The 26,822-nt window shown below is 65.5% G+C and carries 26 protein-coding genes; 7 read left to right on the top strand and 19 right to left on the bottom strand.

Annotation, left to right across the window (positions count from 1 at the left end):
- Positions 1–43 precede the first annotated feature (43 nt).
- The 5 genes from BGI01S_RS20310 to BGI01S_RS20290 all read left to right on the top strand — a co-directional run bounded on the left by BGI01S_RS20310 (position 44) and on the right by BGI01S_RS20290 (position 5,896).
- A complete protein-coding gene (locus BGI01S_RS20310; RefSeq protein WP_042327804.1) occupies positions 44–1,438 on the top strand; it encodes a phosphomannomutase/phosphoglucomutase in 1,395 nt (464 codons plus the stop codon).
- A gap of 228 nt (positions 1,439–1,666) precedes the next feature.
- Positions 1,667–2,668, top strand: coding sequence for a lipopolysaccharide heptosyltransferase I (gene waaC, locus BGI01S_RS20305; RefSeq protein WP_042327803.1), 1,002 nt, complete (start codon positions 1,667–1,669; stop codon positions 2,666–2,668).
- 48 nt (positions 2,669–2,716) lie between these two features.
- On the top strand, positions 2,717–3,601 hold the full coding sequence (locus BGI01S_RS20300; RefSeq protein WP_042327802.1) for a Kdo hydroxylase family protein: 885 nt from the start codon (positions 2,717–2,719) through the stop codon (positions 3,599–3,601).
- Between the two features lie 112 nt (positions 3,602–3,713).
- A complete protein-coding gene (gene waaA, locus BGI01S_RS20295) occupies positions 3,714–5,021 on the top strand; it encodes a lipid IV(A) 3-deoxy-D-manno-octulosonic acid transferase (protein WP_042327801.1) in 1,308 nt (435 codons plus the stop codon).
- Between the two features lie 125 nt (positions 5,022–5,146).
- A complete protein-coding gene (locus BGI01S_RS20290; RefSeq protein WP_042327799.1) occupies positions 5,147–5,896 on the top strand; it encodes a Fic family protein in 750 nt (249 codons plus the stop codon).
- Between the two features lie 4 nt (positions 5,897–5,900).
- On the opposite strand, the gene ureG is transcribed toward BGI01S_RS20290, so the two are convergent.
- From ureG to urtA, 13 genes are all read right to left on the bottom strand, one after another.
- The gene (gene ureG / locus BGI01S_RS20285) at positions 5,901–6,554 is read right to left on the bottom strand and encodes an urease accessory protein UreG (protein ID WP_042327798.1); all 654 of its coding nucleotides are present in this window, start codon (positions 6,552–6,554) and stop codon (positions 5,901–5,903) included.
- Between the two features lie 11 nt (positions 6,555–6,565).
- Entirely contained in the window at positions 6,566–7,246 is a 681-nt protein-coding gene (locus BGI01S_RS20280) for an urease accessory protein UreF (protein ID WP_042327797.1), read from the bottom strand.
- Positions 7,233–7,871, bottom strand: coding sequence for an urease accessory protein UreE (gene ureE / locus BGI01S_RS20275; protein WP_042327796.1), 639 nt, complete (start codon positions 7,869–7,871; stop codon positions 7,233–7,235). Before ureE ends, BGI01S_RS20280 begins: the two co-directional genes overlap by 14 nt.
- Positions 7,872–7,873: 2 nt before the next feature.
- A complete protein-coding gene (ureC, locus tag BGI01S_RS20270) occupies positions 7,874–9,580 on the bottom strand; it encodes an urease subunit alpha (protein WP_042327795.1) in 1,707 nt (568 codons plus the stop codon).
- Positions 9,581–9,650: 70 nt separating this feature from the next.
- Positions 9,651–9,956, bottom strand: coding sequence for an urease subunit beta (locus tag BGI01S_RS20265; RefSeq protein ID WP_042327794.1), 306 nt, complete (start codon positions 9,954–9,956; stop codon positions 9,651–9,653).
- Between the two features lie 18 nt (positions 9,957–9,974).
- Positions 9,975–10,277, bottom strand: a complete 303-nt coding sequence (ureA, locus tag BGI01S_RS20260; RefSeq protein WP_042327793.1) for an urease subunit gamma — start codon at positions 10,275–10,277, stop codon at positions 9,975–9,977.
- 165 nt (positions 10,278–10,442) lie between these two features.
- Positions 10,443–11,255, bottom strand: coding sequence for a transporter substrate-binding domain-containing protein (locus BGI01S_RS20255; protein WP_042327792.1), 813 nt, complete (start codon positions 11,253–11,255; stop codon positions 10,443–10,445).
- Between the two features lie 251 nt (positions 11,256–11,506).
- A complete protein-coding gene (locus BGI01S_RS20250) occupies positions 11,507–12,412 on the bottom strand; it encodes an urease accessory protein UreD (protein ID WP_042327791.1) in 906 nt (301 codons plus the stop codon).
- A gap of 180 nt (positions 12,413–12,592) precedes the next feature.
- Positions 12,593–13,285: an urea ABC transporter ATP-binding subunit UrtE gene (gene urtE, locus BGI01S_RS20245; RefSeq protein WP_042327790.1), complete on the bottom strand. Its 693-nt coding sequence runs from the start codon at positions 13,283–13,285 to the stop codon at positions 12,593–12,595.
- 52 nt (positions 13,286–13,337) lie between these two features.
- Positions 13,338–14,201, bottom strand: a complete 864-nt coding sequence (urtD, locus tag BGI01S_RS20240; protein WP_042327789.1) for an urea ABC transporter ATP-binding protein UrtD — start codon at positions 14,199–14,201, stop codon at positions 13,338–13,340.
- Positions 14,198–15,385 carry an urea ABC transporter permease subunit UrtC gene (gene urtC, locus BGI01S_RS20235; protein WP_042327788.1) on the bottom strand — a complete coding sequence of 396 codons (1,188 nt, stop codon included), beginning with the start codon at positions 15,383–15,385 and terminating at the stop codon, positions 14,198–14,200. The genes urtD and urtC overlap by 4 nt, the downstream gene beginning before the upstream one ends.
- 1 nt (position 15,386) lies before the next feature.
- Entirely contained in the window at positions 15,387–17,033 is a 1,647-nt protein-coding gene (urtB, locus tag BGI01S_RS20230; RefSeq protein ID WP_084585435.1) for an urea ABC transporter permease subunit UrtB, read from the bottom strand.
- A gap of 405 nt (positions 17,034–17,438) precedes the next feature.
- Positions 17,439–18,737, bottom strand: a complete 1,299-nt coding sequence (urtA, locus tag BGI01S_RS20220) for an urea ABC transporter substrate-binding protein (protein ID WP_042327785.1) — start codon at positions 18,735–18,737, stop codon at positions 17,439–17,441.
- Positions 18,738–19,088: 351 nt separating this feature from the next.
- On the opposite strand from urtA, the gene BGI01S_RS20210 reads away from it, so the two are divergent.
- Positions 19,089–20,414: an omega-aminotransferase AptA gene (locus tag BGI01S_RS20210; protein ID WP_042327783.1), complete on the top strand. Its 1,326-nt coding sequence runs from the start codon at positions 19,089–19,091 to the stop codon at positions 20,412–20,414.
- A gap of 123 nt (positions 20,415–20,537) precedes the next feature.
- Here the strand turns inward: BGI01S_RS20210 and BGI01S_RS31170 are convergent, their stop codons facing one another.
- On the bottom strand, positions 20,538–21,617 hold the full coding sequence (locus BGI01S_RS31170) for a DUF3443 family protein (protein WP_232624367.1): 1,080 nt from the start codon (positions 21,615–21,617) through the stop codon (positions 20,538–20,540).
- Positions 21,618–21,630: 13 nt separating this feature from the next.
- On the opposite strand from BGI01S_RS31170, the gene BGI01S_RS31165 reads away from it, so the two are divergent.
- The gene (locus BGI01S_RS31165) at positions 21,631–22,230 is read left to right on the top strand and encodes a hypothetical protein (protein ID WP_232624366.1); all 600 of its coding nucleotides are present in this window, start codon (positions 21,631–21,633) and stop codon (positions 22,228–22,230) included.
- Here the strand turns inward: BGI01S_RS31165 and BGI01S_RS20195 are convergent.
- From BGI01S_RS20195 to BGI01S_RS20175, 5 genes are all read right to left on the bottom strand, one after another.
- Complete coding sequence (locus BGI01S_RS20195) at positions 22,208–22,678, bottom strand: DUF2844 domain-containing protein (protein WP_042327781.1); 471 nt, start codon at positions 22,676–22,678, stop codon at positions 22,208–22,210. The genes BGI01S_RS31165 and BGI01S_RS20195 overlap by 23 nt on opposite strands.
- A 137-nt stretch (positions 22,679–22,815) precedes the next feature.
- Entirely contained in the window at positions 22,816–24,135 is a 1,320-nt protein-coding gene (locus BGI01S_RS20190) for a DUF3443 domain-containing protein (protein WP_042327780.1), read from the bottom strand.
- Positions 24,136–24,162: 27 nt separating this feature from the next.
- Entirely contained in the window at positions 24,163–24,660 is a 498-nt protein-coding gene (locus BGI01S_RS20185; protein ID WP_042327779.1) for a DUF2844 domain-containing protein, read from the bottom strand.
- 249 nt (positions 24,661–24,909) lie between these two features.
- Complete coding sequence (locus BGI01S_RS20180; RefSeq protein ID WP_042327778.1) at positions 24,910–26,478, bottom strand: TolC family outer membrane protein; 1,569 nt, start codon at positions 26,476–26,478, stop codon at positions 24,910–24,912.
- A 13-nt stretch (positions 26,479–26,491) separates the two neighbouring features.
- Positions 26,492–26,815 (bottom strand): rhodanese-like domain-containing protein, encoded by a 324-nt coding sequence (locus BGI01S_RS20175; RefSeq protein ID WP_042327777.1) that lies wholly within the window; start codon positions 26,813–26,815, stop codon positions 26,492–26,494.
- Positions 26,816–26,822: the final 7 nt, after the last annotated feature.

Genomic DNA, 26,822 nt, shown 5'->3' with positions numbered 1-26,822 from the left:
GGTGCGCCGGTCAAAATTTTCCATTGCACGTAAGTGAGCCAACATGATCTCCAAATCCATTTTCAAGGCGTATGACATTCGCGGCGTGATCGGCAAGACGCTCGACGCCGATGCCGCGCGCGCCATCGGCCGCGCGTTCGGCAGCGAAGTGCGTGCGCAGGGCGGCGACGCGGTCGTGGTCGCGCGCGACGGGCGCCTGTCGGGTCCCGAGTTGATCCAGGCGCTGTCGGACGGTTTGCGTGCGGCGGGCGTCGACGTGGTCAACGTCGGCATGGTGCCGACGCCCGTCGGCTACTTCGCGGCCAGCGTGCCGTTGCAACTCGAAGGCGGCGAGCGCCGCGTCGACTCGTGCATCGTCGTCACGGGTAGCCACAATCCGCCTGACTACAACGGCTTCAAGATGGTCCTGCGCGGCGCGGCCATTTACGGCGAACAGATTCTCGCGCTGCATCAACGCATCGTCGACGAAAACTTCAGCGACGGCAGCGGCACCTACACCGAGTACGACATCGCCGACGCGTACCTCGAACGCATCGCGAGCGACATCAAGCTCGCGCGTCCGATGAAGATCGTCGTCGACACCGGCAACGGTGTGGCCGGCGGCCTCGCGCCGAAGCTGTTCAAAAAGCTCGGCTGCGAACTGGTCGAACTGTTCACCGAGATCGACGGCAACTTCCCGAACCATCACCCGGACCCGGCGCACCCGGAAAACCTCCAGGACGTGATTCGCGCGCTGAAGGAAACGGATGCGGAAATCGGCTTCGCGTTCGACGGCGACGGCGACCGCCTCGGCGTCGTCACGAAAGATGGCCAGATCATCTATCCGGACCGTCAGTTGATGCTGTTCGCCGAAGAAGTGCTGTCGCGCAACAAGGGCGCGCAGATCATTTACGACGTGAAGTGCACGCGCAATCTGGCGAAGTGGGTGAAGGACAAGGGCGGCGAACCGCTGATGTGGAAGACCGGCCACTCGCTCGTGAAGGCGAAGCTGCGCGAAACCGGCGCGCCGCTCGCGGGCGAAATGAGCGGCCACGTGTTCTTCAAGGACCGCTGGTACGGTTTCGACGACGGCCTGTACACGGGCGCGCGTCTGCTCGAAATTCTCACGCGCGTTCAAGACCCGAGCGCATTGCTGAACTCGCTCCCGAACTCGAACTCCACGCCGGAGCTGCAACTGAAGCTCGAAGAAGGCGAGAATTTCGAACTGATCGCGCGCTTGCAGCAGAACGCGAAGTTCACTGGCGCGGACGACGTCGTGAAGATCGACGGCCTGCGCGTCGAATACCCGGACGGCTTCGGTCTCGCGCGTTCGTCGAACACCACGCCGGTCGTGGTGATGCGTTTCGAAGCCGATAACGACGCGGCGCTCAAGCGCATCCAGGAAGACTTCCGCCGCGTGATCCTCGCGGAGAAGGCCGATGCGAAACTGCCGTTCTGAAGGCTGAGGCGGCGCGGCGGTTCGGGCCGGGTTCGCCTGGTTCGAATCGCCGCCGTGGCTGAACGCGGCGCGGGTTGCACTTACCGCGCCGCGTTTTTTCATGTGTTTTACATGCGACGCGCTAAAATTGCGCTCCTCATGAGAACACGCCGGGCTATCCCGGCGTGTTCGTACCTTCGTGGGGTTTCCTTAACGCATCTTCGGGCCGCATAGCCGGTTTTCCCACTCTTGAGCGTGCAAAAGATACTCATCGTGAGGGTGTCGTCCTTGGGCGACGTCGTTCACAACATGCCGGTGATCGCCGACATCCGACGCCGCCATCCCGATGCCCAGATCGACTGGCTCGTCGAAGAAAGCTTCGTCGGGCTCGTGCAACTGGTGAGCGGCGTGCGGCGGGCGATCCCCGTGTCGCTGCGGCGCTGGCGCAAGCGCATCCTGTCGGCAGAGAACTGGCGCGAGATCGGCGCGTTCCGGCGCGCGCTCGCCGCCGAGCACTACGATCTCGTGATCGACTGCCAGGGGCTCATCAAGACCGCGTGGGTCGCGAGCATGGCGCGCGGGCCGCTGGTCGGCCTCGGCAACCGGACCGACGGCGCGGGCTTCGAATGGCCGGTGCGTTTCTTCTACGACAAGCGCGTGCCGATCGAGCCGCGCACTCATGTGGTCGAACGCACGCGGCAACTGGTCGCCGCGGCGCTGGGCGATCCGCCGCCGCAACCCACCGACGACATCGACTTCGGCCTCGACACCGGGCGCGCGGCGCTCGCGTTGTCGGAAGCGAATCTGAATCTGCCCGTGCCCTACGTGGTGTTCGTGCACGCGACCTCGCGCGCCGACAAGCAATGGCCCGATACCGCGTGGATCGAACTCGGGCAGTCGCTGGTGCGGCGCGGCGCGTCGATCGTGCTGCCGTGGGGCAGCGACGCCGAACGCGCGACCAGCGAGCGTCTCGCAAAGGAATTCGGCGCCGCCGCGATCGTGCCGCCGAAGCTGTCGTTGCCCGCGGTGGTCGGTTTGATCGAAGGCGCGGCCGCGACGGTCGGCGTTGACACAGGTCTAGTGCACATCGCGGCGGCGCTGAAGCGGCCCACGGTCGAGTTGTACAATTTCTCGACCGCGTGGCGCACCGGCGGCTACTGGTCGCCGAACGTCGTCAATCTCGGCTCGGCCGGACAGCCGCCCACGCTGCAACAGGTCAAGTCGGCACTGGCCGCTTTTGGCCTGCTGTAACCCGTCGGTGCGCTTCGCCTTGCGCACTCTCCGTTCTCAAGGGCGACCATGAACGAAACCCAGATCATCGAAGTAGCGAACGCCGACTGGCACGCACGCAATCTGTCCGTGCCGCGCGAGACGCTGCTCGCCGGCGTCGAGCGCGGCAAGGTGCTGTACTTCCCGAACCTGCGCTTCGCGATCGAAGGCGGCGAGCAGGCGCTGCTCGATCCGAAGCTGGCCGACCCGAGCCGCAAGAACATCAGCCTCGAACCGAATGGCGGCGCGTTGCACGGCGTGGCCGGCGACGCCGTCACGCAATCGGCGGTGCGCGCGCTGGTCGCGCGTTATCAGGCGAATGCGCGCACGCTGGTCGATGGGCTCTTTCCCGAATACAACGGCCGGTTGCGCGTCGCGCCGACCAGCTTGCGGCTGCACCAGGTGGAGACACGCGAAACCTCATGGCGTAAAGACGACAGCCGTCTGCATGTCGACGCGTTTCCGTCGCGGCCTAATTACGGCGAGCGCATTCTGCGCGTGTTCACCAACGTCAACCCGCATGGCGCGCCGCGCGTGTGGCGCGTCGGCGAACCGTTCGAGGACATGGCCAAACGCTTTCTGCCGCGTATCAAACCGCAGATGCCGGGCTCGGCCTGGCTGCTGAATCTTTTGCACGTGACCAAGTCGCCGCGCAGCGAGTACGACCATCTGATGCTGCATCTGCACGACGGCATGAAGGCCGATCTCGACTATCAGAAGTCGAGCCCGCAGGAGACCATGCCGTTTCCGCCGGGCTGCGTGTGGGTGTGTTTCTCCGACCAGACCTCGCACGCGGTGATGTCCGGCCAGTACATGATGGAGCAGACTTTCTTCCTGCCGGTCAAGGCGATGGCGCAGCCCGAATGCGCGCCGCTCGGCATTCTCGAGCGCCTGAAGGGCAGGGCGCTGGTTTGAGCGCCACGGTTCCTGACGTGATGTGCCGACGCGTAGGCGGCCGTGCGTTCGCGCGCGTGAAGCGCGTCGAAGGTGCGGGACGCGTTGAACACGTACAGCATGCGGAGCGCCGATGCTGAGGGCGATTTATAACGCGCTCTGGTGGATCATCGCGCCGCTTGCCGTGCTGCGTCTGCTGATCCGTTCGCGCAAGGAACGCGGTTATCGCGAGCACATCGGCGAGCGCTTCGGTTATTCGCGCCGGCGCTTGCCCGAGGACAACGGGCCATTGATCTGGGTGCATGCGGTGTCGGTCGGCGAAACGCGCGCTGCGCAACCGCTGATCGACGCGCTGATGAAGGCGCGCCCCGACGCGCGCATTCTGTTGACTCATATGACGCCGAGCGGCCGCGCCACCGGCATCGAGATTTTCGGCGATCGCGTGTTGCGCAGCTATCTGCCGTACGACATGCCGCATGCGGTGCGACGCTTTTTGCGCGCGTGGCGTCCATCGCTCGGTCTGGTGATGGAAACCGAAGTGTGGCCGACGCTGATCGACGAATGCCGGCGCGCGGACGTGCCGCTCGTGCTCACCAACGCACGGATGTCGGCGCGTTCGTACAAGCGCGCGGCGAAATTTGGCGGCGCGACGAAGGACGTGTTCGGCGGCTTTGCGCGCGTGCTCGCGCAAAGTCCGGCGGATGCCGAGCGGCTCACCGCGCTCGGCGCGCGCAACGTCGCGGTGCTCGGCAATCTGAAGTTCGACATGACCACGCCGCCGGAACTGGCGGCGCGCGGACATGCGTGGCGCGCGGCGATCGGCACGCGGCCGGTGTGGGTCGCGGCGAGCACCCGCGAGGGCGAAGAGGCGCTGGTACTGCAGGCGTTCGCGGCGCTGAACATCGACGATGCGCTGCTGATTCTGGTGCCGCGTCATCCGCAACGCTTCAACGAAGTGGCGGCGCTGGTCGAGAAAGCGGGGCTGCGGCTCGAACGACGTTCGACGTGGGCGCCGGATGCGAAGGTGGCGTCGGCGGCCGCGAGCGGCGCGGTGCCGGCGTTGCCTGCCGGCGTGACGGTGCTGCTCGGCGATTCGATGGGCGAATTGGGCGCGTACTATGCGGCGGCGGATCTGGCGTTTATCGGCGGGAGTCTGTTGCCGCTTGGCGGGCAGAATCTGATCGAAGCATGCGCTGTCGGTGTGCCCGTGCTGATCGGGCCGCATGTGTTCAACTTCACGCAGGCCACCGCCGATGCGGTCGCGGCGGGCGCGGCGGTACAGGTGCAAGACCCGGCCGATCTCGCGCGTGCGCTGCGCGAGCTGTTCGGCGACAAGGCGCGGCGCTTGGCGATGGGCGGCGCGGCGTCGGCATTTGCCGCGCGGCATCGCGGGGCGACGGCGCGGACGGTGGATGTGTTGATGGCGTTGTTGCCGGAGTGACGGGCGGGTGATGTGAGCTACGGAGCGCGGTTCGTCGCTTCGCTTGTCGATAAATCATATATTCTGCGCAGATTGGCTTGTGTATCCGCGGCCCTGTGACTTGAACCGCTTTTTCACCGCCTGCAATGACGCTTTTCACCGACCTCGGCTTTCAATGGGATCGCGCCGCGATTCCTCAAGACATCCCGGTTCACTCAATTAAACGAGTGTGCTTCCGCTTTCATCGAATGCTTCCGGAATTCGTGTGGGATGCGAGTGTGCTCGAAGGTAACCCCTTTACGTTTCCCGAGGTGAAGACGCTGCTCGACGGCGTGACTGTGGGCGGCAGGAAAATATCCGATCAGGAGCAGATCCTGAACCTCGCGGAGAGTTCGAAGCGTTTGCTGGCGATCGTTCAGGACGGGCGATTTGCGCTTGATAAAACCACGTTCTGCGACTTGCATCGTCTTGTTGCGCGCAATGAGGCCCTCGAGTGGGGAGTCTTCCGAGGCGAAGGAGAGGAAACCCGATATACGCCTGACGTCGCATTGGGTGAAGCAGGACGTTACACGCCACTACCTACCTTGCCCGGAGCCCCGGAACTCAACCGGGTTTTCGCCGAAGGCACCCGCGCGCTTGCGGATCAGGTTTCGAATGCATTCGAACGCGGCTGCGCATTCTTCCTGTTCGGCGCATTGCAGCAGTTCTTCTTCGACGGGAACAAACGCACCTCGCGTTTCATGATGAACGGCGTGCTGATGGCAAACGGTATCGACGCGATCAGCGTCCCCGCACGGCGAGCGGCGGACTTCAACGAAAAAATGGTGCGCTTCTATCTGTCGAAGGATGGCTCGGAAATGATGGCATTTCTGCTGGAATGCCATCCGGGGGAGTGAAGCCTCAAGCCTTCAACAACCCCTTCCGCTCGATAAACCCCACCACCTGATCCAACCCGTCGAGCGCCTTCAGATTGCACATCACGAAGAGCCGCTCGCCGCGCATCTTCTTCGCGTCCGACGCCATTACGTCGAGATTCGCGCCGACCATCGGCGCGAGGTCCGTCTTGTTGATGACCAGCAGATCCGACTTCGTAATGCCAGGCCCGCCCTTGCGCGGAATCTTCTCGCCACCCGCCACGTCGATTACGTAGATCGTCAGGTCCGACAGTTCCGGGCTGAACGTCGCCGCGAGATTGTCGCCGCCCGATTCGATGAACACGATGTCCGCATCGGGAAAGCGCGTCAGCATGCGGTCGACGGCTTCGAGATTGATCGACGCGTCTTCGCGGATCGCCGTGTGCGGGCAGCCGCCGGTTTCGACGCCCATGATCCGCTCGGCCGGCAACGCGCCCGCCACGGTCAGCAGACGCTGATCCTCTTTCGTGTAGATGTCGTTGGTGATCGCGACGAGGTCGTACCGGTCGCGCATCGCCTTGCAGAGCATTTCGAGCAGCGTGGTCTTGCCGGAGCCGACCGGGCCGCCGACGCCCACGCGCAGCGGCGGCAGTTTCTTCGTGCGGACGGACGAGTGAGCGGGCTGATGAGGTGCGTTCATGATGGATCGTTTTATGAGCGGAAGAGCCGCGAATACTGCGACTCGTGACGCGCCGACAGAATGCCGAGTTGCGGCGCGAATGTGTTGATGTTTTCGGGTGAAGTGGACAAAGCGCGCGTGACGGCCGCATCGATCGGCTCGCGCAACGCGACGATGATGCGCTGCCCCGCAAGCTGTCCCAACGGCACCGCCTTCAACGCGGCGGCGGCCTGGTTCTCGACCCAGCTGAATGCATAAGCGGCGAGCGCGGCGTCGACGGCGGCATCGTGCGCATAGGCGGCGAACGCGAACGCGGTGGGCTGCGCGAGCGGCATGAGCGAAGCGAGCGTCGCGCGTCGTTCAGCATCGCCCCATTCGAGCGACACGCACAACTGCCGCAGCGACCAGCCCATCTGTTCGGTTTCGCGCCGCAGTTCGGCGGACTCGCGGCTCGCGAGGAATTCGCGGTTCGCCTCGGCGAGGCCTGCCGCGTCATGCGAGCGCCAGCGCTCCATTTGATGCGCGAGGAACGGCAGCTCGCCGTGCGCGAGCACGTCGGTCAGGCCGCTTTCGATCCACGCGCGCGCGGAATCGGCGTCGGTGATCAATTGCGCTTCGATGGCCGCTTCGAGCCCCTGCGAGTAGCTGAACGCGCCGATCGGCAGCGCCGGCGACGCGAGATGCAGCAGCGCGGTGAGTTCAGCGATGCGCATGGTGCGAGTGATGCGCGTGGCCACACGATTCGTCGTGGACGTGACCGCTGTGGTCGTGATCGTGCGAATGACCATGCCCGTGCTCATGATCATGCGAATGCCCATGCCCATGATGCTCGCCAAACACCTGCTGCGCGAGCGCATAGTCCTCGGCGAACGTCTCGTCATGCCCATGCTTATGGCCGCCGCCATAAGCGCCGGACTCCGGCTGAAACGGCATCGACACCTGATCGACCGTCGCGCCGATTCGCTTGAGCATATCGGCCAGCACCGGATCGTATTCGAGCTTCAGATAATCCGCGCCAACCTCGACCGGCGTATGACGATTGCCGAGGTGATACGCGGCGCGCGTCAGCGTCAACGCATCTTTCGCGCGCACGTAAAGCACCGATTCCGGCGCGGCGACTACGCGCACGAGGCCGCCATCGTCGGCGACCAGCACGTCGCCGTCGCGCAGCACCGTACCGCGCGGCAACAGCAGCGCGACTTCCTCGCCGTTATCGAGCGTGGCCGCAAGGCGGCTCTTGCGCCGTTCATCGAAGGCGAGCGTCAGCGTCGGCGCCCGTTTCACCAGCACCGGCGCGAGCTTCAGATGCGGCGCCAGCAGTTTGTCGAGAGTACGCATGGTTAGAACAGGAAGTAGCGTTGCGCCATCGGCAGCACGGTGGCCGGCTCGCAGGTCAGCAGCTGACCGTCGGCGATCACCTGATAGGTTTCCGGATCGACGCTGATCGCCGGACGCCACGCGTTGTGAATCATGTCTGCCTTCGAGATGTTGCGGCAGTTCTTCACGGCCACGATACGCTTATTCAGGCCGTACCGTTCGGCGACGCCCGCGTCGGCGGCCATCTGCGAAACGAAGGTCAGCGACGTGCGCCCCAGCGCTCCACCGCGCGTCGCGAACATCTCGCGATAGTGGACCGGCTGCGGCGTCGGAATCGACGCGTTCGGGTCGCCCATCTGCGCCATCGCGATCATGCCGCCCTTGAGAATCAGCGACGGCTTGATGCCGAAGAACGCCGGCTCCCAGAACACGAGGTCGGCCCACTTGCCCGGCTCAATCGAACCGACTTCATGCGCGATGCCGTGCGTGATCGCCGGGTTGATCGTGTACTTGGCAACGTAGCGCTTCGCGCGGAAGTTGTCGTGGCGCGCGTTGTCTTCAGGCAGCGCGCCGCGTTGCACCTTCATCTTGTGCGCGGTCTGCCACGTACGGATGATCACTTCGCCCACGCGCCCCATCGCCTGCGAATCCGACGACAGCATCGACAGCGCGCCGAGGTCGTGCAGGATGTCTTCGGCCGCAATCGTCTCGCGACGAATACGTGACTCGGCGAACGCGATGTCTTCCGCGATCGACGGGTCCAGGTGATGGCACACCATCAGCATGTCGAGATGCTCTTCGAGCGTGTTGACGGTGTACGGGCGCGTCGGATTGGTCGACGAGGGCAGCACGTTCGCCTCGCCGCACACCTTGATGATGTCCGGCGCGTGGCCGCCGCCCGCGCCTTCGGTGTGATACGTGTGGATCGTGCGGCCCTTGAACGCGGCCACCGTCGCTTCGACGAAGCCCGCTTCGTTCAGCGTGTCGGTGTGGATCGCGACCTGCGTGTCGGTGTCGTCGGCAACCGAGAGGCAGTTGTCGATTGCGGCGGGCGTCGTGCCCCAGTCCTCGTGCAGCTTCAGACCGATTGCGCCGGCGGCGATCTGCTCCAGCGCGGGTTGCGGCTGGCTCACGTTGCCCTTGCCGAGAAAGCCGAGGTTCATCGGATAACCATCGGCCGCCTGCAGCATCCGTTCGAGATGCCACGGACCCGGCGTGCAGGTGGTTGCGTTCGTGCCCGTTGCCGGACCCGTGCCGCCGCCGAGCATCGTCGTCACGCCGCTCGCGAGTGCTTCCTCGATCTGCTGCGGGCTGATGAAGTGAATGTGTGTGTCGATGCCGCCCGCCGTCACGATCAGCCCTTCGCCCGCGATCACTTCGGTGGACGCGCCGATCGCGATCGTCACATTCGGCTGGATGTCGGGATTGCCCGCTTTGCCGATCGCGGCGATGCGGCCGTTCTTGATGCCGATGTCGGCCTTGACGATGCCCCAGTGATCGAGAATCACCGCGTTCGTCACGACCGTGTCGACCACGTCGGCGTGCACGCGTTGCGACTGGCCCATGCCGTCGCGAATCACCTTGCCGCCGCCGAATTTGACTTCTTCGCCGTAGGTCGTGAAGTCGCGCTCGACTTCGATCAGCAACTCGGTATCGGCGAGACGCACGCGGTCGCCGGAGGTGGGGCCGAACATTTCCGCGTAGGCGCGGCGGTCGATGCGTAAGGTCATGGTGTGAGTCCGGAATTGAGCAGGGCGGTGCGGGCGAGAGGGCACAGGAGCGCATGGCGCGCACGGTGGCTCACAGCTTGCCCATCACCTTGCCGTTGAAGCCGTAGACGACACGGTCGCCCGCCAGCGCGACCAGCTCGACGGTGCGTTCCTGGCCGGGCTCGAAGCGCACGGCGGTGCCCGCCGCGATATTCAGCCGGAAGCCGCGCGCCGTTTCGCGATCGAACGAGAGCGCCTCGTTCACCTCGTAGAAGTGGTAGTGCGAGCCGATCTGCACCGGGCGGTCGCCGGTATTCGACACGACCACCGTGACCGTCGCGCGGCCCGCGTTGAGCTCGTGTTCGCCGTCGTCGGTGATGAGTTCGCCGGGAATCATGGGGCTTGCCTTGTACGCTTAAGGGATCGGGTGATGAACGGTGACGAGCTTGGTGCCGTCGGGAAACGTCGCTTCGACCTGGATGTCGGGGATCATCTCCGGCACGCCTTCCATCACGTCGTCGCGCGTGAGCAGCGTGGTGCCGTAGTACATGACCTCGGCGACGGTCTTGCCGTCGCGGGCCGCTTCCATCAGCGCGGCGGTGATGAACGCGATCGCTTCCGGATAGTTGAGTTTGAGGCCGCGCGCGCGGCGCCGTTCGGCGAGCAGCGCGGCGGTGAAGATCAGCAGCTTGTCCTTCTCGCGAGGTGTGAGCTTCATCGAATGTGTGCGTTCGGTTGTGACGGTCTGGTGACGGCCGGGTGGTGGTCATGGCAACGGCCCCCGCAGGGGCCGGCCATGACCATGATAGGCGTTGCCCCGGGGCGGCAACGCCGGCAACGCCTGGTCAGCCGGTCACGGTATCAAGTCCGGCTAACGGCGTGCTTACAGATCGGCCGGCAACGGCGCACCGAACCACTTCCTGGACATCGTCTCCAGCGTGCCGTCGTGTTTGGCCTGCGCGATCGCGGCGTCCACTTTCTGCTGCAGGCGCGGCTCGTTCTTGTTCATGCCGACGAAACACGGCGAATTCTTGATGATGAACTTCGGCTCCGGCCGGCGCGGCGGATTCTTCGCGATGATCGCGGCGGCGACGATGTTGCCCGCGGCGATCAACTGCACCTGGCCCGACAGGAACGCGGCGATGGTCGCGTTGTTGTCCTCGAAGCGGTTGATCGTCGCGTTCGGCGCCATCTGCGAGAGGCCGATCTCTTCGAGCGCGCCACGCGTGGCGCCGACCGTCTTGCCGGTGAGATCGGCGGGACCGCTCACCTTGATGTCGGCGGGGCCGAACACGCCTTGGTAGTACGGCGCATAGGCGCTCGAAAAGTCGATCACCTTCTCGCGCTCCGGCGTCTTGCCGAGCGACGAGATCACCAGATCGACCTTGCCGGTTTGCAGATACGGAATGCGGTTCGCGCTGTTGACCGGCACGAGTTCGAGCTTCACGTTCATCGACTTCGCGAGCAGCGCGGCGGTGTCGATGTCGTAGCCCTGCGGCTTCATGTCGGGGCCGACCGCGCCGAACGGCGGATAGTCTTCCGGCACGGCCACTTTCAGCACACCCGCTTTGGCGATGCTATCGAGCGTATCGGCGTGAGCGGACGCGGCATGAAAGGCGAGGTGAGCGACGATGGGCACGGACAGCAGCGCGGCGAGCAACGCGCGGCGCGCGGGGCGAGTGAGCGATAGTTTCATGGTCTGTCGGCGGTGGCGCGGTGTGGTGATTGTCGTGACGGCGATGTGCCGATCGGCTGCCGTCGAGGCGCGGCAGCATCGTGGCGCTTGACGATGCAAGGTGTGTGCCATCGCCGTGCCGCTTGAGCTTGCGAGTAGGGAGGAGAGGTGCTGCACCCGATTGGGGCGAGCGTATGCGCCGCGGTGGTGCGCGCATGGCCTTGCAAAGGTGAAAGGCGCTGACCGCGCCCAGTCCGCCCCGGACGAATGAATCAGGTCGACCAGATCCGCAGGGGCTTTGCTTGAACGCCATGCACGACCGGCCGCAATTGCAGCCAGCAGCGCGTCAGCGCGTGCTGAAGCGTTTCCATCGAACGCGAGACCGCGCGCACGAGCAGTACGCCGTTCGTCACGCACGAGGCGGCGGCGCGCAGCGAATCGTCGAACGGCAGTTGCGCGGTCAGGGACTCGGCGAGCGCGTCGTCGCAAGCGGGGCCGACGGCCCACAGCGTCCCGTAGGCGGGGAAGCCGGCGAGCCCTTGGGGTGCATTGCGCAGCGGATCGTCCGCGTCGAGATTCGCGCGTTCGAGCCACAGCAACTCGCCGTCGGCGCCGACGATCCGCGAGACGGCTCGCAGGTGCCCATTCGACCAGTGTTCGCCGGCTGCCTGTCGACCGAGCTGGGTCGCATCCCAGCCCAATGCGGTGGCGCCCTCGGCGAGCGTCAGCGAGAACTCCAGATGCGCGTTCGCGTGGTCGAACACGATGTTGTTTTGCGGCAGCCAGTCGAGCTTCGCGCGCTCGCCGACATGCACGTCGATAAGCTGATGCGCAGCGCGGCCGTTCGACTTGTACCACTTGGTCGCGCCCGGCGTCGTGACGACCGCATGCGCATCGGCGTCGAGCACGACGTCGATGTCGAGCCGGTCGCCGCCCGCGATCCCGCCGGGCGGATGAACGATCACCGCATGGCAGATCGCGTGACCTTCGGGATAGAGCGGACGCTGCACGCGCAGCGGGCCGTCATGCAGCCGATGCGCGAGCGTCGTGCGTTCGTGGTGTTTGGCGAAGCCGAGTTCGAGACGCGCGCGCCATGACGAATGCGCGGCGGGTTGCGTCGCGTTTTGCGCCGAAGTCGACACAGCGGCGAGCGTGGCGTGATTTTCGTGAAGCGACATGCGAATGGACGTGCGAGCGACGTGTTGGCTAAGCGGGCTTGCGCCCGCAGGGCAGACGCGAACCGCGCCGCCCAAGGATGCGGCGAGAATAGCACGCGCAATGGCGCATGCCGGTCACGCTGCGATGACTCGAAGATCGAACGGCAATCAATCGGCGATCAATCGGCGATCAAACGGCACTCAAACCGCGATCAACGCGCGCACGCCGTCGCTATCCATGTTCGCGCCTTCGCCGCCCGCGACGATCTCGCCACGGCTCATCACCCAGTAACGATCCGCGATGTCCTTCGCGAAGTCGTAGTACTGCTCGACGAGCAGCACCGTCATGCCCATTTCCTCGACCAGTTGCCGCAGCGTGCGGCCGATGTCCTGGATGATCGACGGCTGGATGCCTTCGGTCGGTTCGTCGAGGATCAGCAGTTGCGGATCGCTCATCAGCGCGCGGCCAATCGCGAGCTGCTGCTGCTGACCGCCCGACAGATCGCCGCCGCGACGGCTGCGCATGTCCTTCAGCACCGGGAACAGTTCGTAGATCCGGTCGGGGATTTTCTTCGGCGCCTTCTTGCTGGCCGCGCCGACCAGCAGATTCTCCTCGACGGTCAGCCGCGGGAAAATATCGCGGCCTTGCGGCACATACGCGAGCCCCTGCTCGACGCGCGAGTAGGTCGGCAGTTTGGTGATCGGCGTGCCGCGCCAGGCGATCGAGCCGCTCTTCGTCTGCACGACGCCCATCAGGCAGCGCAAGAGCGTGGTCTTGCCGACGCCGTTGCGGCCCAGCAGGACGGTGAGCTTGCCGTCGGGCACGGTGAGTTTCACATCGCGCAGGATGTGGCTGCCGCCGTAGTACTGGTTCAGCTTGTCTACTTCCAGCATGTTCGTTTTATCCGTTCGAAGCAGTGGTTCATCGGTCAACTGATCGGCCCGCTTATCTGCCAAGGTAAGACTCGATGACCGTCTCGTCTTTCTTCACTTCGTCGAGCGTGCCGTGCGCGAGCACACGCCCTTCGGCCATCACCGTCACCTTGCCGGTCGCGCCCGACAACGCGGCCACGAACTCCATATCGTGTTCGACGACCATCATCGAGCAGGTGCCGCGCAGATGATTGAGCAACTCGGCCAACTGCATGGTCTCGTCGTCGGTCATGCCGGCGGCCGGTTCGTCGAGTAGCAACAGAGCCGGTTGCTGCATCAGCAGCATGCCGATTTCGAGCCGCTGCTTCTGTCCGTGCGAAAGCTCGCCGGCCGAGCGCCGCGCTTCGCTCTCCAGACCGATCAGCGCCAGCGTCTCTTCGATACGCGCCTGCGCCTCGCGATCCAGCCGCGCGCGCAACGACGCGAACCAGCCCTTGTCGGTCTTCATCGCCAGTTCGAGGTTTTCCCACACGGGGTGCTGCTCGAACACGGTCGGTTTCTGGAACTTGCGGCCGATCCCCGCACGCGCGATGGACGGCTCGTTCATCCGCGTGAGGTCGATCGACTGGCCGAGAAACACCTTGCCGGAATCCGGCTCGGTCTTGCCGGTGATGACGTCCATCATCGTCGTCTTGCCGGCGCCGTTCGGGCCGATGATGCAACGCAGTTCGCCGGCGTCGATGGTGAGCGTCAGCGCGTTCAGCGCGCGAAAGCCGTCGAAGCTCACGGTCACGTCCTCGAGGTAGAGGATCGTGCCGTGCGACACATCGATCTCGCCCGGCACCACCGCGCGCCCCATGCTCGCGACGCCACTCAGCGAATGCACGGCGGGGTCTTCCGGTAAATCCAGATCAGGAACCATCGGGTTTTCGTTCATGAGCGGTTCCTCTTGCGCGTCACGAGTTCGATCAGCCCCATGATGCCGTTCGGCAGCAGCAGCGGGACCAGCACGAAAATCAGACCGAGAAAGAACAGCCAGTATTCAGGGAAATTCGCCGTAAAGAAGCTCTTCGCGCCGTTCACCGCGAACGCGCCGATGATCGGCCCGATCAGCGTGCCGCGTCCGCCCACCGCGACCCAGATCGCCATCTCGATCGAGTTGCCCGGCGACATCTCGCCCGGGTTGATGATGCCGACCTGCGGCACGTACAACGCGCCGGCGATCCCGCACAGCACCGCCGACACGGTCCACACGAACAGCTTGTATGCGAGCGGGCTGTAGCCGAGGAACATCAGGCGGGTTTCGCCATCGCGCACGGCGGTCACGACGCGTCCCAGCTTAGATGTGACGATGGCGCGCGCGCCGAGGAACGCGAGAATCAGCACCGCGAAGGTGATCAGCAGCAGGGCGGTGCGCGTGCCTGGATGCGTGATCGGAAAGCCGCCGATGCGTTTGAAGTCCGTGAAGCCGTTATTGCCGCCGAAACCCGTCTCGTTGCGATAGAACAGCAGCATCGCGGCGAAGGTCATCGCCTGCGTGATGATCGACAGGTACACGCCTTTCACGCGCGAGCGGAACGTGAAGAAGCCGAATACCCACGCGACCACCGCCGGCACCAGCACCACCAGCAGCAACGCGTAGCCGAGATGCTGGGTGCCCTGCCAGTACCACGGCAGTTGATGCCAGTCGAGGAACACCATGAAGTCGGGCAGGTCGCTGCCGTACTTGCCGTCATGGCCGATCGCGCGCATCAGGTACATGCCGATCGCGTAGCCGCCGAGCGCGAAGAACAGCGCATGGCCGAGGCTCAGGATGCCGCAGTAGCCCCACACCAGATCGAGCGCGAGCGCCGCGATCGCGTAGCACATGAACTTGCCGGTGATGGTCGTCGCGTACGCGGACAGATGCAGTGCGCTCGTTTCGGGCACCACCAGCGTGGCGAACGGCACGCCGAGGCCGAATACGATGATCAGCGCGATCAGCGCGAGCCATGCGCGCCGGGACAGCAGCGCGGGACGCGGCGGCAAGCCGAGCGCGAAGCCGGCCTGCGCATCGCGTCCGGACGCCGCGCCGCCGGTGCTGCTTGCGCGGACGTGAGTCGATGAGGTAGCAGAAGTCATCTCATGCCTCCGCGCTGCGGCCCTTGAGGGCGAACATGCCCTGCGGACGCTTCTGGATGAACAGCACGATCAGCACGAGCACCGCGATCTTCGCGAGCACCGCGCCCCAGAACGGTTCGATCGCTTTGCTGACGAGCCCGAGCCCGAAGCCGCCGATCACCGTCCCCGCGAGCTGACCCACTCCGCCCAGCACGACCGCCATGAACGAATCGATGATGTAGCTCTGGCCGAGATCCGGTCCGACATTGCCGATCTGCGACAGCGCGCAGCCGCCGAGACCCGCGATGCCCGCGCCGAACGCGAACGCATACGAATCGACCCGTGCGGTCTTCACGCCGACGCAAGCGGCCATCCGGCGATTCTGCGTGACCGCGCGCACGAACAAGCCGAGGCGTGTCTTGGTCAACACCGCCCACGCGATGCCGACCACGATCAGCGAGAACGCCAGAATCGCCAGCCGGTTGTACGGCAGGATCAGATTCGGCAGCACGGTCACGCCGCCGCTCATCCACGCGGGGTTGATCACCTGCACGTTCTGCGCGCCGAACAGCATGCGCGTCGCCTGAATCAGGATCAGGCTGACGCCAAAAGTGGTCAGCAGCGTTTCGAGCGGACGGCCGTACAGGTGCTTCAACACCAGCCGTTCGAGCACGATGCCGACCAGCGCCGCCGCGACGAACGAGGCCGGCACCGCGAGCAGCGGATACCAGTCGAACGCGCCGGGCGCGAAGCGCTGAAACAGGTTCTGCACGACATAGGTGGCGTACGCGCCGATCATCAGGAATTCGCCGTGCGCCATATTGATCACGCCGATCAGCCCATACGTGATCGCAAGGCCGAGCGCGGCGAGCAGCAGCACGCTGCCGAGCGACAAACCGGCGAACAGCGTGCCGGCGATCTGGCTGCGGCGCTGGATCGCATCGAGTTCGTCGATGCCGCTTTGAGCGGCGGCGCGCACGCGATCGTCGGCTTCGACGAAGCTGCCGTCCGGCTTCTTCGCGACCAGCGGGCGCAGCAGTTCGTTCATATCGAGGTCGTGCCGCGCGGCCACCAGTTGCACGGCCTCCAGCCGCTTGGCCGGGTCGGCGTCGTGCAGCGCCGTCATCGCCCACAGCGTGTCGAGGCGCTTCTTCAACGCCGGATCGGTTTCCTTCGCGCGCGCCGCGTCGACCAGCGGCTTGATCGCCGGATCGGGATTGCGCAGCAGCGACGTGATCGCGGCGTCGCGGGTAGCGGGGTCGGCCGAGTCGAGTTGCAGGCCCGATAGCGCGCCCGCCACTTTCGAACGCAGCAGGTTGTTCAGCGTCACCGGTTGCGCGTCGCCAGCGGCCACCGTCTTGCCGGTGACGGCGTCGCGCGCGGTGTCGCCGTCCTGCAGCAGCACGGCGCCCGCGTCGGTGGCGAGCGCGCTGTCGTCGGCGAGCGCCTTGAGCACCGCGAGCGATTCTTTGTCGTGGTTGGCGATCAGCTTGTCGATCGCCGCGGATTTGGCGTCGAAGTCGTCGCCGGCGAGCGGCGCGACATCGGCGGGGACGAGCGCGAACGCGGCGAGCGGCGCGCCGGCTAGCAGCACCAGCGCCGCGCCGGCGATGCCGCGCCGGGCGAAGCCTCGTGCGCGTCGTACGGAATTGGGAAATGAAAACGCCATGGTGGCCTTTGAAGAAAAACCGGCAGCGCGGCGCCGCTTGCTTGATGCAAGCGGCTGGGTCGCGCTGTCGGATTACTGCGTCGCGGATGGCGCGCCGCGAATCGGCTTCGGCCGCCGTCACTGCGACGTGAGCGGCACGGTGCGCGCGGCGCGTGCCTTCCGCGAATTCAACCGCGCAAGAAACAACCGCGCGAATCGAGGTCTACGGTGCATAGCCAACCGCGCATGCACGCGCCCGAACCCGCCTCACCGCGACTGAACGCGCGGTGAGGCGAGCGCGTCCGTCGTCGAATCACATCGGCTCGCGACGCGGCGAAGCGGTTAATGAGGCCGCTAACGAAAGCGGCCAACTTCGCCGCCGACCAGGATCAACCTGTACGCCGCCGAGCCTTCCTGTCGCTCCGCTCAGGCGACGCGCGAGCGCTTCAGGAACGCCGGGATCGAACTGACCACATCCGGCTTGCTCGAATTACCCGCGATGAACGGGCTCCACGGCTGCGCGCGAATCGCGGTCTTGGTCCGCCACACGACGTTGAACTGGCCGTCGGCACGCACTTCGCCGATCATCACCGGCTTGTGCAGATGGTGATTGCCGTCCATCTCCAGCGTGAAGCCCGACGGCGCTGCGAAGGTCTGGCCGACCATCGCCACGCGCACCTTGTCGACCTCGGTGCTCTTCGCTTTCTCGACCGCCTGCTTCCACATATGGATGCCGACGAAGGTCGCTTCCATCGGGTCGTTGGTCACGCGCTTCGTGCCGCCCGGCAGGTTGTTCTGCGCGACCCATGCGGCCCATTGCTTCTTGAACTTGTCGTTGGCCGGACTGCGCACCGACATGAAGTAGTTCCATGCCGCGAGGTTGCCGACCAGCGGCTTCGTATCGATGCCGCGCAGTTCCTCTTCGCCGACCGAGAACGCGACCACCGGCACATCCGACGCCTTCAGCCCCTGGTTGCCCAGTTCCTTGTAGAACGGCACGTTCGAGTCGCCGTTCACCGTCGAGATCACCGCGGTCTTGCCGCCCTGCGAGAAGGTCTTGATGTTCGCGACGATGGTCTGGTAGTCGCTATGGCCGAACGGCGTGTAGACCTCCTGAATATCGGCTTCCTGGACGCCCTTGGACTTGAGGAACGCGCGCAGGATCTTGTTGGTCGTGCGTGGATATACATAGTCGGTGCCTAGCAGGAAGAAGCGCTTGGCGCCGCCGCCTTCGGCGCTCATCAGATATTCGGTCGCGGGGATCGCCTGCTGATTGGGCGCCGCGCCGGTATAGAACACGTTGCGCGACATTTCCTCGCCTTCGTACTGCACCGGATAGAACAGCAGGCCGTTCAGTTCCTCGAACACCGGCAGCACCGATTTGCGCGACACCGACGTCCAGCAGCCGAACACCACCGAGCACTTCTCCTGCGTGATCAGCTGACGCGCTTTCTCGGCGAACAGCGGCCAGTTCGACGCGGGGTCGACCACTACCGGCTGAAGCTGACGGCCCATCACGCCGCCGTTCTTGTTGATGTCCGCAATGGTCATCAACGCGGTGTCCTTCAGCGACGTTTCGGAGATGGCCATCGTGCCGGACAGCGAATGCAGGATGCCCACCTTGATCGGACCGCTGTCCGACTGCGCATTCGCGAACGGCACCTGGCCAGCAAGCGCCAATGCGCCGGACATGGAGCCGAACTTCAACAGACTGCGACGTTTCATGTGTTTCCCCTTGCCATTGATGGTGACTGTTTATGGGCGTCTATTTCAGCCAGCAGGGCTTATCCCGCATGACTTGCCGCTCGTGTACTGCAAGGCACATGCCATGCGGCAATTTCGACTGGAACTACGCGGATCGCGCGCTGCGGCGCGGCTGCGCGGCAGCGCTGCGGGACGCGCAGCAGCGCGAATCTGGTGCAGCAGCGCGGCGAGCGCCTCGTTCGGGTGCGCGCCGCGCCGCAACGAAGCGCGCGTATCCGCCAGCGGGCGTCGGCGGTGCATGGCCGCCGCGCCTTTGTGCATGGGCCGCGCTCTGCCTACACTGAAAGACCACACACACGAGGAGACACGAACATGAGCGAGCGCGTCAGCCCACCCGATATGGCCGCTTTCTGGATGCCCTTCACCGCGAACCGCCAGTTCAAGAGCGCACCGCGCCTGCTGGCGAGCGCGAAGGGGATGTACTACACGTCGCACGATGGACGGCGCATTCTCGACGGTACGGCCGGCCTGTGGTGCGTCAACGCGGGTCATTGCCGCGACGAGATCGTCGCGGCGGTGCAGGCGCAAGCGGCCGAGATGGATTTCGCGCCGACCTTCCAGATGGGCCACCCGAAGGCCTTCGAGGCCGCGACGAAAATCGCCCGTCATACGCCCGGCGATCTGAAACACATCTTCTTTGCCAACTCCGGCTCGGAGGCGGTCGATACCGCGCTGAAGATCGCGCTCGCCTATCACCGCGCGCGCGGCGAAGGACAGCGCACGCGGCTGATCGGACGTGAGCGCGGGTATCACGGCGTCGGCTTCGGCGGTATTTCGGTGGGCGGCATCGCGCCGAATCGCAAGGCGTTTTCAGGCGGACTGCTGCCGGCGATCGATCATCTGCCGCATACGCTGAACATCAAGGAAGCGGCGTTCTCGAAGGGACAACCCGCGTGGGGTGCGCATCTCGCCGATGAGCTCGAACGGCTCGTCACGCTGCACGATGCCTCGACGATTGCGGCAGTGATCGTCGAGCCGGTGGCCGGATCGACCGGCGTGCTGATTCCGCCGCAAGGCTACTTGCAACGTTTGCGCGAAATCTGCGACAAGCACGGCATCCTGCTGATCTTCGATGAAGTGATCACCGGCTGGGGGCGCCTCGGCGCGCCGTTCGCCGCGCAATACTTCGGCGTCACGCCCGACCTGCTGACGATGGCCAAGGGCACCAACAATGCCGCCGCGCCGATGGGCGCGGTCGCGGCGAGCGCGAAGATTCACGACACGATCGTGAACGGCGCGCCGGGCGGCATCGAGCTGTTCCACGGTTATACGTACTCGGGGCATCCGATTGCCGCTGCCGCCGCGTGCGCGACGATCGATCTGTACGAGCGCGAGCAACTCTTCGAACGGGCCGCGCGGATGGCGCCGCTGTTCGAGAACGCGATCCACAAGCTGCGCGGCGAGCGGCATGTGATCGACGTGCGCAATCTCGGCCTCGTGGGCGGCGTCGAGTTGGCGCCGCGCGACGGCGCGCCGGGCACGCGCGCGTATGACGTGTTCGTACGCTGCTTCGAGAAGGGAGTGTTGACGCGTTATACCGGCGATATTCTGGCGTTCTCACCGCCGTTGATCGTCGAGGAGGCGCAGTTGGAGGAGATCTTCGGGACGGTCGCGGAGGTGTTGCGGGAGACAGAGTAGCGCGTGCGTATTGCGCGCGATTGTCGTGGGCGATCCAGTTGACCGCGCTGCTGGCGAAAAAAGGCCGGCGCCTCCGGGCGCCGGCCTTTCCGTTTCGTGCTTCGTTAGCTCCGCGTCGCGTGCTTAGAACGCGATGAACGGCCCTGTGTGTGTGCCGATCGTCGCATTGTTGAGAGCGGTATAGACGCTGCGGCCGTAAAAGAACGGCAGCCCCCAGAGGAACGTGTAGTACAACGGCCCGCCCAGGCTGTCATAGGCCGCGTACTGATTGGCTAGCAGCGTATAGCCATTCGCCAGCGAGAAGGGCACGGTCACCGGCGTGGATCCGCTGGCGTTGCCCACGAGGATCGCGGACAGGCTGAGCGTGCTGGTCGGCACGAACCAGTCGCCCGAATAGAGCGTCGTGGTGTCCGTGAAGAAGTTCGCGTTGGAGCCGCTGTCGATCGCGCTGAGATACTGCGTGCCCTTGTACGTGGTCGTGAAATAGCCGTACTGGTTTAGCGTCAGGACGTTCGCATTCGACGGCAGCGCATTGTTCGACTGCGTGCCGATGCCGAACACCAGTTCGCCCGTTGCGCTCAGCTGGCCGCCCGCCGGCAACGCGGGCAGACGGATGATCGAGCCGTTGTTGTCCGACGTGAAATTGGCGATCGGATTCATGACCTGCGTGTCGAGCGGCACGCGCGTGCTCGTGCACGACGTCGCGGACGTGCAGTAGTAGTACGTCGCCGGCAGCGCGGTGTTCGCCGCGGCCGCGTAATCGCGCGTTGAGGGCGAAATGCCAACTACGCCATTCGCGCCCATCGTGTCCGTTGAGTTCAGGTTGGTGCCGCCGCGCTTCAGGCAGTCGTCCGGCGTCGAGTACTTGCCGTCGGCGATCACCTGGATCGGCAGGTTGCCCGCCACCTTGCTGCCGAGCGTCACGTCCGCGCGTCTGACGGCCCCCCATGTATAGCTGGAGCTGAACTGCGCGCATTCGGCGATCGGCGCGTTACCGGTCGGATCGTCGGTGGCGCCCGATTGCGCCGGCAGGCTCGCGGCGAACGCCGAACCTAACGCGCTGGCGAGCACGCGCACGCCGACCGAGCCGGTGTCGACCTGCATGTGATCGATCGTCTTGCACTGGTTCGCGCCCTGGCCGCCGGGAATGCAGATCGTCACGCTGACATAGGGGATGTTGACGTAGCTCGTCCAGCGTTCCACGGTGAGGGGGACGGTGTTGGTGGGGGTCGGGGTCGGGCTTGGGCTTGGACTTGGACTTGGGGTTGGACTTGGAGTCGGGCTTGGACTCGGGCTCGGGCTCGGACTCGGACTCGGACTCGGACTCGGACTCGGGCTTGGACTCGGACTCGGGCTCGGGCTCGGGCTTGGACTCGGACTCGGACTTGGACTCGGACTCGGACTCGGGCTCGGGCTCGGACTCGGACTCGGACTCGGACTCGGGCTCGGGCTCGGGCTCGGACTCGGACTTGGGCTCGGGCTTGGACTCGGGCTTGGACTCGGACTCGGACTCGGGCTCGGGCTCGGGCTCGGACTCGGACTCGGACTCGGACTCGGACTCGGACTCGGACTCGGACTCGGGCTCGGGCTCAGGCTTGGACTCGGACTCGGGCTAGGTGTCGGACTCGGGCTAGGTGTCGGAGTTGGCGTAGGCGTAGGCGTAGCCGCGGGATCGCCCCCATCCCCCCCACCGCCGCACGCGGACAGCGCCACACTCGCGCTCACGAGCGCGCAGCAAAGCTTCCTGTTGAAAGTCGTCATGGTGTTGCTGTTCGATGAATCCACGCGCCGCTTCATTGCAGACTCTCCATGCTGACATTGGCGGGAACGAGCCGCGGTAGATAGGCCCTGCCGAAGAAGTAGCCGCTATGGCCGGCCGACTCGATATGGAAAGCGCTGTTGTGCTGGACCATCGGACCGATGCCGTGCGCGCGTCCTTCGCCCGCGTTGGCGAAGTTCGGGAAGTAGCTGCCGAGCAGTTCGCTCATGTCCGGGCGCACCGGACCTTGCCACGCGACGGCAAACACCACGTTGCTGGGCAACACGTATTCGCGGATCGTCACGCCATCGGCGCCCTTCGCTTCGCGCACCGTGTACGACGCGGTGGCGGCCGTAGCCGACACGCCGCTCGTCGCCGACGACTGCAGCATCGAGCGCGGCGCGGCAACCGCATGCGTACGCGCGATCGGTGCAGTGCCCAATGCCGCGTAAGCAGCGAGCGGCGCCAGCGCCGTGAGCGCCAGCGCGAACTTCAACAATTTCATGTCAATGCTCCGGAAAACAGATCGGAGCATGGTGCCCGTGGGCCGTTATTGGGATTGCAGGAAACGTCTGAATGGAGGGTAGGAAAGGGCGGTGGACGGCGCCATCGACTAGCGCCACCCACGCATTCATGCTGTCGTCAGAACGCGACGAACGGTCCGGTCCGCTGGCCGATCTTCGCGGCGCCGATCACCGTGTAGACGCTGCGGCCGTAGAAAAACGGCAGTCCCCACAGGAACATGCGGTTGCCGGTGGTCCCCGCGAAGTAACTGCCGACGTTGTCGAGCGCCGCGTTGCCGGTGGCCATCAGGTCGTACGCGTTGCCGATCGAAAACGGCATCTGGACCGGCGCGCTGCTGCCGTCGGTGGGCTCCATTGTCGCGGTCAATTGCAGCGTGCCCGGCGGCAGATACCATAAGGCGTCCGGATCATGGGTGATCGCTTGATCCCCGAACGCGTAGTTGTTGGTGCCGCTGTCGATCGCGCTGCGGTTGAACACCTGCCCCTGGTACTGCGTCGTGAAGGTGCCGTGCTTGTCGACGGCGAGCACCGTGGGACGCGCCGGCATCGCATTGTTCTGCCGCGTGTTAACGCCGAACACCAACTGGCCCGTCACGCTCGTCTGGCCGCCCGCCGTCAGCGCGGGCAGACGGATGACCGTGCCGTTGTTGTCGGTGGCGAAGGCGGCAACGGGATTCGCAACCTGCTTCGTCGCCACCACGCGCGTGCTGATGCAGTTGTCTTTCGCCGTGCAATAGTAGTAGTTGCCGGGTATCGCGGTTTTGACGGCGTCGGCGGAGTCGCTCGTGAAGTTGTCGATGCCGATGATGCCGTTGATGCTGTAATCGGCGAGGTCCGCGAGATCCGGCAGCGCGCCCATGTCCGAGCCGCCGTAGTCGGTGCAGCTGTCCGGAATGTCGAACGCGCCGTCGTCGATCAACTGGATCGGCAGATTGCTCGCCGTCTTGCCGCCCATGCCGATGTCCGCGCGTTTGACCGAGCCCCACGTGTAGCCGGATGCGAACGGCATGCACTCGGCGATCGGCAATGCGCCGCTCGCGTCGTCGGCCGCGCCGACTTGCGTGAGCAGCAGCGGGGCGATCGACGGAATTGCGCGGGCGGCGATGCGCACGCCGGTGGAGCCGGTGTCGACCAGCATGTTGTCGACGGTCACGCATTGGTCTGGACTCTGCGAGCCGGGCACGCAAACCTTGATCGACGCGAGCAGCACATTGACGTTGTTCGACGACTTGTCGACGCGGACCGGCATGGTGTTATCGCCGGCCGGCGTCGAACTGCCCGAATCGTTCGACGTGTTGGACCCGATCGGCCAGTCGGGTTGCGCGTCCCAGTGCACGTCGCTGCTGCTGGCGCTGCCGCCGCCACAGGCGGCGAGCGCGATGGTCGCGATGGCCAGGATAGCCGCCGCGGGCCAGAGCGTCTTTTTCATGTTGTTCATAGTCGGGTTTCCGTCGCTCGCGCGGGGCTATTGCAGGTCGCTCGGACGCACGCCGGTGGGTATCAGATGCGGCAGCCACGCGACGCCGTAGAAGTGTCCGAGACGGCCGCCCGATTCGATGCGAAACGTGTCGTCGCCGCCGGTCAGCGGCCCGCTGCCGAACGGGCGGCTTCGACCCGCGCTCAGGTAGTTGGGGAAATACTGGCCGAGCAGCGCCGTCATGTTGGGACGGATCGGGCCGTCCCAGGTGACCGCGAACACCACGTTGCCGGGCAGCACGTATTCGCGGATCGTGACGCCGTTGGCGTCGAGCGATGGGTGGACGGTGTAGGGTGTGGCGGCGGTTGACTGGGTTGCTTGAGCTGGCTGGGCTGCCTGGCCCGTGCTCGTCGCCGCGGCCGATAGCGGCAGGGCGCGCAGTACCGTTGCGGACGCGGTGCCGGTGTTCGGCGCGCCGCCGAGGCTTGCATACGATGACAGCGGCAATACGCTTGCGGCCAGCATCGCGATTTTCATCGATCTCATCACGCGGCTCCAGAAAATGTCGAAGCATGGTGCCCGCGCGTTGCTCAGGAAACCGTACGAAGTTTCTGAAGCTGGTGTGTGAAGGGGCGTAATGGAAACCGGCTGTGCGGTCGGTTATGTGAGCGGCACGCTGCGCGCTGGGTGAGCGTTGCTTGAAACGAGGGGGCGAGGCGAACGGGCGAAGCGGCGACGATGCACAGCGGCGAAGAAGCGAGAGGCGAGAAGCGCAGACCCAATCACCCCTCGCCCCTACCGGCCCACCCCCGCACCCGGCACCTCCCTTCGCCCAAGCTTCCCGGCCGCGCCCTTAGCCGCCACGCCCGGATGCGGCACCGTCGGCGCCTGCGGCAACGCGGTCAGCGCGCCGTCATCGACCGGCGACAGCAATGCGCTCAACAGCAGCACGTCCTGATCGGTGAGACTCGCGGTCGACGCCTTCAGCTTCAGAGTGTTGACCAGCGTGTCGTAACGCGCCTTCGCGAGATCGCGGCGCGCCGAAAACAACTGGTCCTGTGCGTTGAGGACGTCGATGTTGATCCGCACGCCGACCTGATAGCCGAGCAGATTCGATTCGAGCGACGTATTGGCGGAACGCTCGGCGGTCTGCAGCGCGCGCACCTGCGCAAGCCCGCTCACCACGCCGAGAAACGCCTGCCGCGCGGACAGCGCCGCGTTGCGCCGGGCCGTGTCGAGGTCGGCGGCGGCCTGGTCTTCGAGCGCGAGCGTCTGACGCACGCGGCTTTGCGTCGCGCCGCCGGCGAAGAGCGGAATCGTCACCTGCACGCCGATCGTGCTGTTCGTGTACGACGAGCCGAGATTGCCCAGTTCCGCGGCCAGCGCCGGCGTGCCGCCCGGCAGCGTATTCGCGCCGCTGCCGAAGCCGCCACCGAAATTGCCGCCGAAGTTGCCCGCGCCCGCCGCGCCCAAACTGCTGCGCGAGCGGCTCGCGACCAGATCGACAGTGGGCAGGTGGCCGGCCTTGGCCTTGGACGTTTCGCGCTGCGCGCTGGCCAGCGCGAGCTGCTTGAGCACGACCTGATAGTTGGCGTCGCTCGCGGCATCGACCCACAGGTTGATGTCGGCGGGAACGGGCGGCGGCAGCGGCGCGCCGGCCGCGAGTCCGTCCACCTGCTCGACCGGATGGCCGACGATCTGCTGCAGCGCCGCCAGCTTCACCGCGAGATCGTTCTGCGCGCCGATTTCCTGCGACACCGCCTGATCGTATTTGGCCTGTGCTTCGTTGGTGTCGGTGATCGTCGTGTTGCCGACCTCGAACGAGCGCCGCGCCGACTCGAGCTGCTGCGCGATCGACGCCTTCTGCGAGCGCGCGATCGCGACGCTGTCCTGCGCGGCGAGCGCGTCGAAGTATGCCTGGCCGAGCCGCACGATCAGGTCCTGGCGGGCCTGCGCAAACGACGCCTGCGCCGAATCCACCGCGAGTTGCCCTTGCGCATAGCCGTACCAGCTATCGACGTGAATCAGCGGCTGCGTGAGCGAGACCACGTAGCCGTTGCTATTGCCGGACGAAGCGGGGAAGCCGCCGCCGAAATCGGTGTTCTGGCGGCTGCCGGTGAGCGAGGCCGACAGTTGCGGCAGCAGTTTGGCGCGCGCGAGCGGCAGCTCTTCGCTGTTGGCGGCGAGCGCGGCGCGCGCGCTTTGCAGTTGCGCGTCGCTGGCGAGCGCTTCGTCGTAGAGCTGGGAGAGGCCGACGGCGTGTGCCGTGGAGGCGTGAAGCGCGCCGTAAAGAACGGCGAGATGCGCACCGGCCAGCGTCAGCGCCAGCACGGCCGCGCGGACCGGCGCCCGCTGACGCGTCATCGCGACAGCGCGCTCAGTAGGTGGGAACGGACGGATCGACCTGACGCGACCACGCGTCGATGCCGCCTTGCAGATTGAACACGTTGCTATGGCCGCGCGATTCGAGGAACATCGCGACCTGGGCGCTGCGCGCGCCGTGATGGCAGACGCAGACGATTTGCGCGTCGTCGTCGAGTTCCTCGCTGCGCGCCGGAATCTCGCGCATCGGGATCGACACGGCGCCAGCGATCGACGCCGTCTGCAATTCCCACGGCTCGCGCACGTCGAGCAGCACGGGCGCGGGACGCGAAGTGTCGGCGAGCCATTCGGCGAGGGCCGGAGCGGTCAGATTTTGCATCAGCGGA

It is taken from the genome of Paraburkholderia ginsengisoli NBRC 100965 (assembly GCF_000739735.1).
Taxonomy (GTDB): domain Bacteria; phylum Pseudomonadota; class Gammaproteobacteria; order Burkholderiales; family Burkholderiaceae; genus Paraburkholderia; species Paraburkholderia ginsengisoli.
This window is presented reverse-complemented; position numbering and strand designations above follow the sequence as displayed.

Excerpts from the sequence above, each read along its gene's own strand:
- BGI01S_RS20310 (WP_042327804.1), top strand. The coding sequence starts at position 44 with ATGATCTCCAAATCCATTTTCAAGGCGTATGACATTCGCGGCGTGATC.
- BGI01S_RS20300 (WP_042327802.1), top strand. The coding sequence starts at position 2,717 with ATGAACGAAACCCAGATCATCGAAGTAGCGAACGCCGACTGGCACGCA.
- waaA (WP_042327801.1), top strand. The coding sequence starts at position 3,714 with ATGCTGAGGGCGATTTATAACGCGCTCTGGTGGATCATCGCGCCGCTT.
- BGI01S_RS20290 (WP_042327799.1), top strand. The coding sequence starts at position 5,147 with ATGACGCTTTTCACCGACCTCGGCTTTCAATGGGATCGCGCCGCGATT.
- ureG (WP_042327798.1), bottom strand. The coding sequence starts at position 6,554 with ATGAACGCACCTCATCAGCCCGCTCACTCGTCCGTCCGCACGAAGAAA.
- BGI01S_RS20280 (WP_042327797.1), bottom strand. The coding sequence starts at position 7,246 with ATGCGCATCGCTGAACTCACCGCGCTGCTGCATCTCGCGTCGCCGGCG.
- ureE (WP_042327796.1), bottom strand. The coding sequence starts at position 7,871 with ATGCGTACTCTCGACAAACTGCTGGCGCCGCATCTGAAGCTCGCGCCG.
- ureC (WP_042327795.1), bottom strand. The coding sequence starts at position 9,580 with ATGACCTTACGCATCGACCGCCGCGCCTACGCGGAAATGTTCGGCCCC.
- BGI01S_RS20265 (WP_042327794.1), bottom strand. The coding sequence starts at position 9,956 with ATGATTCCCGGCGAACTCATCACCGACGACGGCGAACACGAGCTCAAC.
- ureA (WP_042327793.1), bottom strand. The coding sequence starts at position 10,277 with ATGAAGCTCACACCTCGCGAGAAGGACAAGCTGCTGATCTTCACCGCC.
- BGI01S_RS20255 (WP_042327792.1), bottom strand. The coding sequence starts at position 11,255 with ATGAAACTATCGCTCACTCGCCCCGCGCGCCGCGCGTTGCTCGCCGCG.
- BGI01S_RS20250 (WP_042327791.1), bottom strand. The coding sequence starts at position 12,412 with ATGTCGCTTCACGAAAATCACGCCACGCTCGCCGCTGTGTCGACTTCG.
- urtE (WP_042327790.1), bottom strand. The coding sequence starts at position 13,285 with ATGCTGGAAGTAGACAAGCTGAACCAGTACTACGGCGGCAGCCACATC.
- urtD (WP_042327789.1), bottom strand. The coding sequence starts at position 14,201 with ATGAACGAAAACCCGATGGTTCCTGATCTGGATTTACCGGAAGACCCC.
- urtC (WP_042327788.1), bottom strand. The coding sequence starts at position 15,385 with ATGACTTCTGCTACCTCATCGACTCACGTCCGCGCAAGCAGCACCGGC.
- urtB (WP_084585435.1), bottom strand. The coding sequence starts at position 17,033 with ATGGCGTTTTCATTTCCCAATTCCGTACGACGCGCACGAGGCTTCGCC.
- urtA (WP_042327785.1), bottom strand. The coding sequence starts at position 18,737 with ATGAAACGTCGCAGTCTGTTGAAGTTCGGCTCCATGTCCGGCGCATTG.
- BGI01S_RS20210 (WP_042327783.1), top strand. The coding sequence starts at position 19,089 with ATGAGCGAGCGCGTCAGCCCACCCGATATGGCCGCTTTCTGGATGCCC.
- BGI01S_RS20195 (WP_042327781.1), bottom strand. The coding sequence starts at position 22,678 with ATGAAATTGTTGAAGTTCGCGCTGGCGCTCACGGCGCTGGCGCCGCTC.
- BGI01S_RS20190 (WP_042327780.1), bottom strand. The coding sequence starts at position 24,135 with ATGAACAACATGAAAAAGACGCTCTGGCCCGCGGCGGCTATCCTGGCC.
- BGI01S_RS20185 (WP_042327779.1), bottom strand. The coding sequence starts at position 24,660 with ATGAGATCGATGAAAATCGCGATGCTGGCCGCAAGCGTATTGCCGCTG.
- BGI01S_RS20180 (WP_042327778.1), bottom strand. The coding sequence starts at position 26,478 with ATGACGCGTCAGCGGGCGCCGGTCCGCGCGGCCGTGCTGGCGCTGACG.
- BGI01S_RS20175 (WP_042327777.1), bottom strand. The coding sequence starts at position 26,815 with ATGCAAAATCTGACCGCTCCGGCCCTCGCCGAATGGCTCGCCGACACT.